This window comes from Pseudomonas sp. R38(2017) (assembly GCF_002112395.1).
GTDB lineage: Bacteria > Pseudomonadota > Gammaproteobacteria > Pseudomonadales > Pseudomonadaceae > Aquipseudomonas.
Map to the genome: position 1 here is coordinate 39,885 of NZ_NEHN01000013.1, position 11,034 is coordinate 50,918.

The 11,034-nt window shown below is 60.2% G+C and carries 12 protein-coding genes and 1 tRNA gene; 6 read left to right on the forward strand and 7 right to left on the reverse strand.

Annotated elements, in window-relative coordinates; genetic code table 11:
* Positions 1-57 precede the first annotated feature (57 nt).
* The 6 genes from CAF87_RS26465 to CAF87_RS26490 form a co-directional block, all read right to left on the reverse strand.
* Positions 58-657 (reverse strand): 50S ribosomal protein L25/general stress protein Ctc, encoded by a 600-nt coding sequence (locus tag CAF87_RS26465; RefSeq protein ID WP_085733613.1) that lies wholly within the window; start codon positions 655-657, stop codon positions 58-60.
* Positions 658-797: 140 nt separating this feature from the next.
* Positions 798-1,739, reverse strand: a complete 942-nt coding sequence (locus tag CAF87_RS26470) for a ribose-phosphate pyrophosphokinase (RefSeq protein ID WP_003171603.1) — start codon at positions 1,737-1,739, stop codon at positions 798-800.
* 45 nt (positions 1,740-1,784) lie between these two features.
* Positions 1,785-1,859, reverse strand: a tRNA-Gln gene (locus CAF87_RS26475).
* A gap of 37 nt (positions 1,860-1,896) precedes the next feature.
* Positions 1,897-2,748, reverse strand: a complete 852-nt coding sequence (gene ispE, locus CAF87_RS26480; protein WP_085733614.1) for a 4-(cytidine 5'-diphospho)-2-C-methyl-D-erythritol kinase — start codon at positions 2,746-2,748, stop codon at positions 1,897-1,899.
* Between the two features lie 2 nt (positions 2,749-2,750).
* Entirely contained in the window at positions 2,751-3,368 is a 618-nt protein-coding gene (lolB, locus tag CAF87_RS26485) for a lipoprotein insertase outer membrane protein LolB (protein ID WP_085733615.1), read from the reverse strand.
* 3 nt (positions 3,369-3,371) lie between these two features.
* Positions 3,372-5,096, reverse strand: a complete 1,725-nt coding sequence (locus tag CAF87_RS26490; protein WP_085733616.1) for a tetratricopeptide repeat protein — start codon at positions 5,094-5,096, stop codon at positions 3,372-3,374.
* 182 nt (positions 5,097-5,278) lie between these two features.
* On the opposite strand from CAF87_RS26490, the gene hemA reads away from it, so the two are divergent.
* The 6 genes from hemA to CAF87_RS26520 all read left to right on the forward strand — a co-directional run bounded on the left by hemA (position 5,279) and on the right by CAF87_RS26520 (position 10,638).
* Positions 5,279-6,565, forward strand: a complete 1,287-nt coding sequence (hemA, locus tag CAF87_RS26495) for a glutamyl-tRNA reductase (protein WP_085733617.1) — start codon at positions 5,279-5,281, stop codon at positions 6,563-6,565.
* A complete protein-coding gene (prfA, locus tag CAF87_RS26500; RefSeq protein WP_085709293.1) occupies positions 6,562-7,644 on the forward strand; it encodes a peptide chain release factor 1 in 1,083 nt (360 codons plus the stop codon). Before hemA ends, prfA begins: the two co-directional genes overlap by 4 nt.
* Positions 7,645-8,475, forward strand: a complete 831-nt coding sequence (gene prmC / locus CAF87_RS26505; RefSeq protein ID WP_085733618.1) for a peptide chain release factor N(5)-glutamine methyltransferase — start codon at positions 7,645-7,647, stop codon at positions 8,473-8,475.
* A complete protein-coding gene (locus tag CAF87_RS26510) occupies positions 8,469-9,224 on the forward strand; it encodes a molybdopterin-synthase adenylyltransferase MoeB (protein WP_085733619.1) in 756 nt (251 codons plus the stop codon). Before prmC ends, CAF87_RS26510 begins: the two co-directional genes overlap by 7 nt.
* Positions 9,217-10,008 carry a glutamate racemase gene (gene murI / locus CAF87_RS26515; RefSeq protein ID WP_085733620.1) on the forward strand — a complete coding sequence of 264 codons (792 nt, stop codon included), beginning with the start codon at positions 9,217-9,219 and terminating at the stop codon, positions 10,006-10,008. Before CAF87_RS26510 ends, murI begins: the two co-directional genes overlap by 8 nt.
* Before the next feature lie 111 nt (positions 10,009-10,119).
* Positions 10,120-10,638, forward strand: a complete 519-nt coding sequence (locus tag CAF87_RS26520; RefSeq protein WP_085733621.1) for an acyloxyacyl hydrolase — start codon at positions 10,120-10,122, stop codon at positions 10,636-10,638.
* 40 nt (positions 10,639-10,678) lie between these two features.
* On the opposite strand, the gene CAF87_RS26525 is transcribed toward CAF87_RS26520, so the two are convergent.
* Entirely contained in the window at positions 10,679-10,987 is a 309-nt protein-coding gene (locus CAF87_RS26525; RefSeq protein ID WP_085733622.1) for a YkgJ family cysteine cluster protein, read from the reverse strand.
* Positions 10,988-11,034 lie beyond the last annotated feature (47 nt).

Consider the following 11,034-nt stretch of genomic DNA (forward strand, 5'->3'; position numbering starts at 1 on the left):
TTTCTCGCTACGTTCCAGTCCGCGATGTTACCTGTTCACTCCGGCTTTACAGAGTGATTACTCTGCAGCGCCTTCGGCAGCTTCTGGAGCAACACGTGGAGCGTGGACGTTGGCAACAGCCTTGTCATCGCCGTGTGCCAGAGCAACGAACTCAACACCTTTAGGAGCTTTCAGGTCCGACAGGTGAATGATGGTGCCGATTTCGGCCTTGGCCAGGTCGACTTCGATGAACTCAGGCAGGTCTTTGGCTTCGCAGGAAACTTCGATTTCTGCAACAACGTGCGAGATCTCGCCGCCTTTCTTGACCGGAGCTTCTTCGTTGATGAAGTGCACTGGAACAACGGCAGTCAGTTTCTTGCCGGCAACAACGCGTACGAAGTCGGCGTGCATGATGAACTGCTTGGCCGGGTGACGCTGCATGGCTTTAACAACCACGTCTTGCTTGACGCCGCCGATGTTCAGTTGGATGACGTGGCTGAAAGCAGCCTCGTCTTCGAACAGCTTGGCCACTTCTTTAGCCATCATCATGATGGACTCAGGAGCCTTGTCACCACCGTAGACAACGGCAGGAACCTGGCTGGCGAGACGACGCAGGCGGCGGCTCGCACCTTTCCCCAGGTCGGTACGCGCTTCGGCGTTCAGGATGAAATCAGTCATTTTGTATCTCCAAAATAGCCATGTCCGGGCGACGTCTGCGACCGACGTCAAAGCGGCATGGGCAAAAAAGCCCCGCCCCAACATGAGTGTTGGGGCGGGGCGCTTTTCGTCAACAAGACATTTCGAGAAGGGCAGGGCCCTTAGCGGAACATCGCGCTGATCGATTCTTCATTGCTGATGCGGCGAACCGCTTCGGCAACAACCGGTGCGATATCCAGTTGACGGATACGTGCACAGGCTTGTGCTGCTGCGGACAGCGGGATGGTGTTAGTGACCACCAGCTCGTCCAGCACGGAATTTTCGATATTCTCGATGGCCCGACCGGACAGCACAGGGTGTGTGCAGTAGGCAAAGACCTTGGCTGCGCCATGCTCTTTCAGGGCCTTGGCCGCGTGGCACAGGGTGCCGGCGGTATCGACCATGTCATCGACCAGGATGCAGGTACGCCCTTCGACATCACCGATGATATGCATCACTTCAGAGTGATTGGCTTTCTCACGGCGCTTGTCGATGATCCCGAGATCCACGCCCAGGGATTTGGCAACGGCACGTGCACGCACGACGCCACCAATGTCCGGGGACACGATCATCAGGTTCTCGAAGCGCTGATCTTCGATGTCATCCACCAGAACCGGGGAGCCGTAGATGTTATCTACCGGAATATCGAAGAAACCCTGAATCTGGTCAGCATGCAGATCAACCGTGAGAACACGGTCGATGCCGACTACGGTAAGCATGTCAGCGACGACTTTCGCGCTGATAGCCACACGTGCGGAACGCGGACGGCGATCCTGACGGGCATAACCAAAATAAGGAATAACAGCAGTGATACGAGTAGCCGAGGAGCGGCGGAAGGCATCAGCCATCACTACCAGTTCCATCAGGTTATCGTTGGTCGGAGCGCAAGTCGGCTGAATAATGAAAACATCTTTACCGCGAACGTTTTCATTGATCTCGGCTGTGATTTCGCCGTCGGAGAATTTGCCGACAGAGATGTCACCGAGAGGGATATGCAGCTGACGTACGACACGCCGAGCCAGATCGGGGTTAGCGTTCCCCGTAAAGACCATCATCTTGGACACGCGCAGTACCTAGAGGCTGAGGGTAACCTGGATGAGTATAGAAAATGGCAGGGGCGGCTGGATTCGAACCAACGCATGGCAGGATCAAAACCTGCTGCCTTACCGCTTGGCGACGCCCCTGTATCTGTTGCTTGCAAGTGCCGTGCACTTGGTTCCTTTAGAGCAGACTTTGCAGCTTGCGATGCAACATCGAAACGTTGCTTCCTTTTGCTACAAACCCTGTAAGGGTCTCTGTCAGAAGGGCCGAGACTTTATCAGCTTCAGCTTTGCTTGGGAAGCCCCCAAACACACAACTTCCAGTTCCGGTGAGTTTTGCTTCGGTAAAATTACCTAGCAAATTCAATGCGTTACGTACTTCTGGATAACGCCTTGATACCACCGGCAAGCAGTCATTTCGACTGTTTCCCTCGGGAACGGGGCGCACTTTAATGGGCGGCGTGTTACGTGTCAACAATGGATCTGAAAAAATTTCTGCCGTACTAACAGAGACTTGCGGTACGAGCACGACATACCACGGTTCGGCGGGCTCGACCGGGGTCAGTTTCTCGCCGACTCCTTCGGCGAAAGCCGCGTGGCCACGTACGAACACCGGCACGTCGGCTCCAAGTGTCAGGCCCAGTGTTGCCAGCCGATCTTCATCCCAGCCCAACTGCCAAAGATGATTGAGGCCGAGCAGGGTGGTCGCCGCATTCGAGCTGCCGCCACCGATGCCGCCGCCCATCGGCAGGATCTTGTCGATCCAGATATCGATGCCGAGGGCGCAGCCGGATTGTTCCTGAAGTTTTTTCGCCGCACGCACGATCAGGTTGCTGTCGTGGGGCACACCGTCGAATTCGGTGTGCAGGCAAATCACGCCATCGTCACGGACGGCGAAAGTGATTTCGTCGCCGTAGTCGAGGAACTGAAAAATCGTCTGCAACTCGTGATAGCCGTCTTCACGGCGACCGAGGATGTGCAGCATCAGGTTGAGCTTGGCCGGAGAAGGCAGCGTCAGGCGTGGAACGGTCATGCTTATTGCCCCAGCTTGCGCGGTTGCCAGGCCTTGATGACCAGCGTCACGTCCAGATCGGTGCCGTGCAGTTTGATCCGCTCGGGCAGCCAGTAGCCATTCTGTTCGGCATAACCGAGGTACTCGACCTGCCAGCCGTCCTGTTCCAGATTGGCCAGGCGACTGTCGGCATCGAGGGTTAGGCGGCTCTTGCTGGCCGGAGCCGGCAGGCCACGCACCCACCAGGACAGATTCGATACCGGCAGTTTCCAGCCGAGTTGTTCTTCCAGCAGGACTTCCGGCGACTGCGCGTCATAGCGGCCCTGATTGGCGACTTCCAGCGAAACCTTGCCCGGGCGACCGGTCAGTCGCGCTGCGCCACGACCCAGCGGGCCGGACAGGCGGATGTCGTAATAATCCTGGCGCTGCAGCCAGAACAGCGTGCCGCTGCCCGAGTCTTTCGGGGCGCGGATACCGATCTTGCCGTCGATCTGCCAGCCGTCGAGGCCGGTCAGTTGTTGTTTGTTCGCGGCCCATTGTGCAGGGCTGCCGTGGCCTTCGACCGATTCGCGAGCGCCGAAACCCGCGCAACCGGCGAGCAGGGCGATGAAACTGAAAACAATAACGTGGCGCAAAAACATGAGTTAAAGAGTCTCGGATCCGGTCAGGCGCTTGATGGTGCTGCGCAGAATGGTGCTGTCGGGCTGATCCTTGAGGAACTTGCCCCAGACTTGTTTGGCTTCGCGCTGCTTGCCCTTGGTCCAAAGGACTTCGCCAAGGTGAGCGGCGACTTCGTGATCGGGGAAACGCTCCAGCGCCTGACGCAGATATTTCTCGGCATCATCCAGGTTGCCCATGCGGAAATTCACCCAGCCGAGGCTGTCGAGTACCGCCGGGTCTTCCGGGTTGATCTGGTGCGCCTGCTCGATCAGCGCCTTGGCTTCGGCGTAGCGCGTGGTGCGGTCGGACAGGGTGTAGCCGAGGGCGTTGAGCGCCATGGCGTTGTCCGGGTCGCGCTTGATGATCAGGCGCAGGTCTTTTTCCATCTGCGCCAGGTCATTGCGTTTTTCCGCCTGCATCGCGCGGGTGTAGAGCAGATTCAGGTCGTCTGGATACTGTTGCAATGCCTGTTGCAGGGTTTTCCAGGCCTTGTCGCCCTGATTATTGGCAGACAGGGTCTCGGCTTCGATCAGGTACAGCTGGATTGCGTAATCCGGCTGCGCATCACGTTCGGCCGCCAGTTTGCTCAGGGCTTCGGCGGTCTTGCCGTTGTTCATCAGGATGTCGGCCTGACGCAGTTGCGCCGGCAGATAGTCGTTGCCCGGCCCGACCTGGGCGTACTCGATCAGTGCGCCTTGCGGGTCGTTGCGTTCTTCGGCGATGCGGCCCAGGTTCAGGTGCGCGGAATCGACATGGCTTTCCCGGGCGATCAGGTCTTCCAGGTAACCCTTGGCCTCGTCCCAGGCCTTGGCTTCCAGGCACACCAGCGCCAGCGAGTAACGCAGTTCGTCGTCTTCCGGGTATTGCTGGACCAGAGTGGAGAACTCGACCTTGGCGTCGTCCATCCGGTCTTGCTCAACCAGCATCCGCGCGTAAGTCAGGCGCAGGCGCTTGTCGTCCGGGTACTTCTTGATGTTTTTCTGCAGCAGCGGCAGGGCTTCGTCGCCACGGTTCAGCCCTTGCAGCAGGCGGGCGCGCAGCAGGATCGGGGCGATTTCGCCGTCGTCCGGCGGATTGTCTTCGAGCAGGGTCAGCGCACCTTTGGTGTCGCCGTCCTGCTGCATCAGCAGGGCCTTGCCGAAAATCAGCTGATTGTTGTGCGGGTGACGCTGCAGCAGACGGTCGAAACTTTTCATCAAACCGTTGCGGGTTTCCTGATCGGTATCGGCGGCCGACAGCGCGAGGAAGTCGAAATGGGTGTCGCCCTTGCCCTGCAGGACTTTCTCCATGTAGACCATCGAGTCGTCATAGCGCCCGGCACGTGCCAGTTGCACGGCGGCGGCGCGTTGCGCCTCGAGGTCATCCGGGGCGTTTTTCGCCCAGATCAATGCAGTATCCAGCGCCGGTTGATCCGCGCCCAGGTACTCGGCGATACGGAATGCCCGCTCGGAAACACCCGGGTCCTGAGTGTTGATGGCCTGGGTCACGTAGTTGTCCAGGGCAATGTCGAAACGATTGCGCTGGCCGGCGAGTTCGGCGCTCAGCAGGCTGAAAACCGTTTCTTCGCTGAACGAGCTGTAAACCTTGGGCTTTTCAGGGGCTGGCGTGGTGTCTTCGACCGACGGCGTGCCATCGTGCGAAACGGGGGCCAAGGCCTGGCAGCCGCTGAGGAAGACAAAAGCAAGGAGCAACGCGGAAGATCTATTCATATAGGAAGAGGACGACTAACCTGCGGTCGGATCATCATGACACAAGCCTTCGGCCAAACATAACCGAGTCTCGATTGTGGCCATTATAGGGGCCGACAATTGGGACAATAGTCAGCGGTAGTTGTTCTGAATCTGACGAAGTAGGACAATTGCCGGCTTCACGTCACCATCAGCGACCTTGAATGGCCTTCCTTGCACTCGGTATCAACCACAAGACTGCTTCAGTAGACGTCCGCGAGCGCGTGGCCTTTACCCCTGAGCAGCTGGTGGAGGCCTTGCAGCAGCTCTGCCGACTCACCGACAGCCGCGAAGCTGCGATCCTCTCCACCTGCAATCGCAGTGAGCTGTATATAGAACAGGATCAGCTTTCGGCCGATATCGTGCTGCGCTGGCTGGCCGACTATCACCATTTAAGCCTCGATGAGCTGCGCGCGAGTGCTTATGTGCATGAAGATGATGCGGCAGTTCGTCACATGATGCGCGTCGCCTCCGGGCTCGACTCGCTGGTGCTGGGCGAACCGCAGATTCTCGGCCAGATGAAATCGGCCTACGCCGTGGCCCGCGAGGCCGGCACCATCGGTCCGCTGCTCGGGCGACTTTTTCAAGCAACGTTCAACGCCGCCAAGCAAGTGCGTACCGATACCGCCATTGGTGAGAACCCGGTGTCCGTGGCGTTTGCCGCCGTCAGCCTGGCCAAACAGATTTTCAGCGACCTGCAACGCAGCCAGGCCTTGCTGATCGGCGCCGGCGAGACCATCACCCTGGTCGCCCGCCATCTGCATGAGCTCGGGGTCAAGCGCATCGTGGTCGCCAACCGGACCCTGGAGCGCGCCAGCCTGCTGGCCGAGCAGTTCGGTGCCCACGCAGTGTTGCTTTCGGACATCCCGGCCGAACTGGTGCGCAGCGACATCGTCATCAGTTCTACCGCCAGTCAGTTGCCGATCCTCGGCAAGGGCGCCGTTGAAAGCGCGCTGAAGCTGCGCAAGCACAAGCCGATCTTCATGGTCGACATCGCCGTTCCCCGGGATATCGAACCGGAAGTCGGCGAACTCGACGACGTTTACCTCTATAGCGTCGACGATTTGCACGAAGTGGTCGCCGAAAACCTCAAGAGCCGTCAGGGCGCAGCGCAAGCGGCTGAAGAGATGGTTTCGGTCGGCGCCGACGACTTCATGTTGCGCCTGCGGGAGCTGGCGGCGGTCGATGTCCTCAAGGCCTATCGTCAACAGAGCGAACGCCTTCGCGACGAAGAGCTGCAAAAGGCCCTGCGCCTGCTGGCCAACGGCGGTAACGCCGAAGACGTGCTGGGCCAATTGGCCCGTGGCCTGACCAATAAACTCCTGCACGCCCCGAGCGTGCAGTTGAAAAAGCTTTCTGCCGAAGGCCGCCTCGATGCGCTGGCCATGGCCCAGGAACTCTTTGCCCTCGAGGGCTCACCGGATAGCTTTTCGGATAAAAAACCGCAATGAAAGCGTCACTGCTCAATAAGCTGGATATCCTCCAGGACCGTTTCGAGGAACTGACGGCGCTGCTCGGCGACGCTGAAGTCATTTCCGACCAGACCAAATTCCGCGCCTATTCCAAGGAATACGCCGAAGTCGAGCCGGTCGTCGAAGCCTATAAACAGCTGCTCAAGGCTCAGGCCGATCTGGAAGGCGCACAGGCACTGCTCAAGGACGGCGACCCGGACATGCGCGAAATGGCCGTGGAAGAAGTCCGCGAAACCAAAGAGCAACTCGTCGAGCTGGAAGCCACGTTGCAGCGCATGCTGCTGCCCAAGGACCCCAACGACGGGCGCAACGTGTTCCTCGAAATCCGCGCCGGCACCGGTGGCGACGAGGCGGCGATCTTCTCCGGCGACCTGTTCCGCATGTACTCGCGCTATGCCGAAAAGCGCGGCTGGCGCGTGGAAATCCTCTCGGAGAACGAAGGCGAGCACGGCGGCTATAAAGAAGTCATCGCCCGGGTCGAAGGCGACAATGTCTACGGCAAGCTGAAGTTCGAGTCCGGCGCCCATCGCGTACAGCGCGTGCCGGCCACCGAATCCCAGGGCCGCATCCACACCTCTGCCTGCACCGTGGCCGTGTTGCCGGAGCCCGACGAGCAGGAAGCGATCGAGATCAACCCGGCGGACTTGCGCGTCGACACCTACCGTTCCTCCGGGGCCGGTGGTCAGCACGTCAACAAGACCGACTCGGCGATCCGCATCACCCACTTGCCGACTGGCATCGTGGTCGAGTGCCAGGAAGAGCGTTCCCAGCACAAGAACCGTGCACGGGCGATGGCCTGGCTGTCAGCCAAGCTCAACGACCAGCAGACCACGGCGGCGGCCAATGCCATCGCCAGCGAGCGTAAATTGCTGGTGGGTTCCGGCGACCGCTCCGAGCGGATCCGCACCTATAACTTTGCCCAGGGCCGGGTCACCGACCACCGCGTCAACCTGACCCTGTATTCCCTCGACGAAATCCTCGCCGGTGGCGTCGAAGCGGTGATCGAACCGTTGCTGGCCGAATACCAGGCCGACCAACTGGCAGCGATAGGTGAATAAATGACCATCATCGCCAGCCTGTTGCGCGCCGCCGAACTGCCGGACTCGCCCACCGCACGCCTGGATGCCGAACTGCTCCTCGCTGCGGCACTGGGCAAGTCCCGCAGTTTTCTCCACACCTGGCCCGAACGCATCGTGCCGAGCGAAGCCGTGCTGGTCTTCACCGAATACCTGCAACGCCGCCGCAGCGGCGAGCCGGTGGCCTACATTCTGGGCCAGCAAGGTTTCTGGAAACTGGATCTGGAAGTCGCGCCGCACACGCTGATTCCGCGTCCGGACACCGAGTTGCTGGTGGAAGCCGCACTGGAATTGCTGCCGGCGACCCCGGCCAAGGTTCTCGACCTCGGCACCGGCAGCGGGGCGATTGCCCTGGCCCTGGCCAGTGAGCGTCCGGCATGGAACGTCACTGCGGTGGATCGCGTGCTGGAAGCCGTGGCCCTGGCCGAGCGCAACCGTCAGCGTCTGCACCTGGACAACGCCACGGTGCTCAGCAGTCACTGGTTCAGCGCACTCGATGGCAAGCGTTTCGAGCTGATCATCAGCAACCCGCCGTACATCCGCGCCGCCGATCCGCATCTGGTGGAAGGCGATGTGCGTTTCGAACCGGAAAGCGCCCTGGTGGCCGGCATCGACGGGCTCGACGATCTGCGTCTGATCATCGCCCAGGCGCCGGCCCATCTGGAGGCCGGTGGCTGGCTGATGCTCGAACACGGCTATGATCAAGCCGAAGCCGTGCGCGATCTGTTGCTGACGCAAGGTTTCGAAGAAGTCCACAGCCGCACCGATCTGGGCGGCCATCAACGGATCAGCCTGGGGCGCCTGCCGTGCTGAATGATCAGGAATTGTTGCGCTACAGTCGGCAGATCCTCCTGCAACACATCGACATCGATGGCCAGTTGAAGCTTAAGGACAGCCGCGTGCTGATCGTCGGCCTCGGCGGTCTTGGCGCTCCGGTTGCCTTGTATCTGGCGGCGGCGGGTGTCGGCGAGTTGCATCTGGCGGATTTCGACACGGTCGACCTGACCAACCTGCAACGCCAGATCATCCACGACACCGACAGCGTCGGCATGACCAAGGTCGACTCCGCGCTCAAGCGCCTGAGCGCAATCAATCCTGAAATCAAACTGGTGCCCCATCGTCAGGCGCTGGACGAGGATTCTCTCGCCGCCGCCGTGGCCGCGGTGGATCTGGTGCTCGACTGCTCGGACAATTTCTCCACCCGCGAAGCGGTCAACGCCGCGTGTGTGGCGGCGCGCAAACCGCTGGTCAGCGGCGCGGCGATCCGCCTCGAAGGACAACTGTCGGTGTTCGATCCGCGTCGCGCCGAGAGCCCTTGCTATCACTGCCTGTACGGTCACGGCAGCGAAGCCGAACTGACTTGCAGCGAAGCCGGCGTGGTCGGGCCGCTGGTGGGTCTGGTCGGCAGCCTGCAAGCGCTGGAAGCCTTGAAGCTGCTGGCGGGTTTCGGCGAGCCACTGGTGGGGCGTCTGCTGTTGATCGATGCGCTGGGCTCGCGATTCCGTGAGCTGCGGGTCAAGCGTGATCCGGGATGCAGCGTCTGTGGTTCGCACCATGCGTGAGGCGCCGATCGCCGTATTCGATTCCGGCGTCGGTGGCCTGTCGGTACTGGCGGAAATCCAGCAGCTGCTGCCCAATGAATCGCTGCTGTACCTCGGCGATTGCGGGCACATTCCTTACGGTGAGAAAACCCCGGAATTCATTCGCCAGCGTTGCAGCGTGATGGCCGGTTTTTTCCGCGAGCAGGGCGCCAAGGCGTTGGTGATTGCTTGCAATACCGCGACCGTGGCCGGCGTTGCCGATTTGCGGCGTGATTTTCCCGACTGGCCGATTGTCGGCATGGAGCCGGCGGTCAAGCCGGCAGCTGCGGCGACACGCAGCGGCGTGGTCGGCGTCCTCGCCACCACCGGCACCCTGCAGAGCGCGAAGTTCGCGGCTTTGCTCGACCGTTTTGCCACCGATATCCGGGTCATCACCCAGCCATGCCCGGGACTGGTGGAGCTGATCGAAAGCGGCGACCTGCACAGCGCCGAGTTGCGCGAGCTGCTTCACCGCTATGTCGAACCGCTGCTGGGCGCGGGTTGCGACACGATCATTCTTGGCTGCACCCACTATCCGTTCCTCAAACCGCTGCTCAAGACGATGCTCCCCGACGACATCAGCCTGATCGACACCGGCGCCGCCGTGGCCCGGCAACTTCAGCGCCTGCTGGCCGAGCGCGATCTGCTTGCTGCCGGCCCGAATCGCTCCGCCAGATTCTGGACCAGCGCCGATCCGCAATCCTTGAAAAACATTCTGCCGTTGCTGGGACAAACGCCTGGCGATGTGCAACGCTTCCACTTGTAAAAAGATTGTGAAATAACCCGAATATCGGGTGAACTTCTGTTTAAGCGCCGATTTCTATACCGCTGAGTTACCTAAAAACCAAACGATCGTTCCGGAAAAGGAAGTTTCAACGTGAAGCGACTATTCTGCTTGGCCGCGATTGCGGCCGCACTGATGGGGCAAAGTTTTACTGCACAGGCCGCTGGCGTGGAATTCGGGGTTGGCGCCACCAGCGATTCAACGATGACCTATCGCCTGGGGATGAATTTCGACTGGGACAAGAGCTGGCTGCAAAGCGATGTCGGTCGCCTGACCGGTTACTGGAGCGGCGCCTACACTTACTGGGAAGGTGACAAGACCTCCAGCAACAACAGTCTTTCGTTCTCGCCGGTTTTTGTTTACGAATTCGCCGGTCAGTCGGTCAAACCCTACGTCGAAGCAGGGATCGGGGTGGCGTTGTTCTCCAACACCCAGTACGAAGACAACAATATCGGTGGGGCCTTCCAGTTCGAAGACCGCATCGGTTTCGGCCTGCGATTCAATGGCGGGCATGAAATCGGAATCAGGGCCACGCACTATTCCAACGCTGGCCTGAGCAGCAACAACGACGGGGTAGAAAGCTACTCGCTGCACTACACGTTGCCGTTGTAAGACCCATGAAAAAGGAGCGCCAAGCGCTCCTTTTTTGTATTCAGCGATACGCCGTGGCGATTCCCTGGCGTTCGTCGATGCATTCCGGTGCACCCATTTCGAATTCGCGGCAGATCAGCGGACGTTTTTCGTAGATGGTGCACATCATCGTGTCGCGATCCAGTGCCGCGCACCAGCCGTCGTCCAGACGCAGCATGACCTCCCCACCCCACTCATCGGTATCGATATAGCGCTCGGGCACACCCGTGTCGGTGATCAGCATGACTTCGAGCTGACAGCAGCAGGCCGCGCAAGTCGAACAGGTGACGGCGGGCTCGTCGTCGATTGGCTGGAGGGGAATGGTTTTCATGGGCGCAGTGTACGGCAGTGACCCGCGCGCGTGTGAAAGCCCTGACG

Bases quoted from the DNA above. Each gene is read 5' to 3' on its own strand.
- murI (WP_085733620.1), top strand. From the start codon at position 9,217: ATGCGTGAGGCGCCGATCGCCGTATTCGATTCCGGCGTCGGTGGCCTG.
- ispE (WP_085733614.1), bottom strand. From the start codon at position 2,748: ATGACCGTTCCACGCCTGACGCTGCCTTCTCCGGCCAAGCTCAACCTG.
- prfA (WP_085709293.1), top strand. From the start codon at position 6,562: ATGAAAGCGTCACTGCTCAATAAGCTGGATATCCTCCAGGACCGTTTC.
- hemA (WP_085733617.1), top strand. From the start codon at position 5,279: ATGGCCTTCCTTGCACTCGGTATCAACCACAAGACTGCTTCAGTAGAC.
- CAF87_RS26465 (WP_085733613.1), bottom strand. From the start codon at position 657: ATGACTGATTTCATCCTGAACGCCGAAGCGCGTACCGACCTGGGGAAA.
- prmC (WP_085733618.1), top strand. From the start codon at position 7,645: ATGACCATCATCGCCAGCCTGTTGCGCGCCGCCGAACTGCCGGACTCG.
- CAF87_RS26490 (WP_085733616.1), bottom strand. From the start codon at position 5,096: ATGAATAGATCTTCCGCGTTGCTCCTTGCTTTTGTCTTCCTCAGCGGC.
- CAF87_RS26525 (WP_085733622.1), bottom strand. From the start codon at position 10,987: ATGAAAACCATTCCCCTCCAGCCAATCGACGACGAGCCCGCCGTCACC.
- lolB (WP_085733615.1), bottom strand. From the start codon at position 3,368: ATGTTTTTGCGCCACGTTATTGTTTTCAGTTTCATCGCCCTGCTCGCC.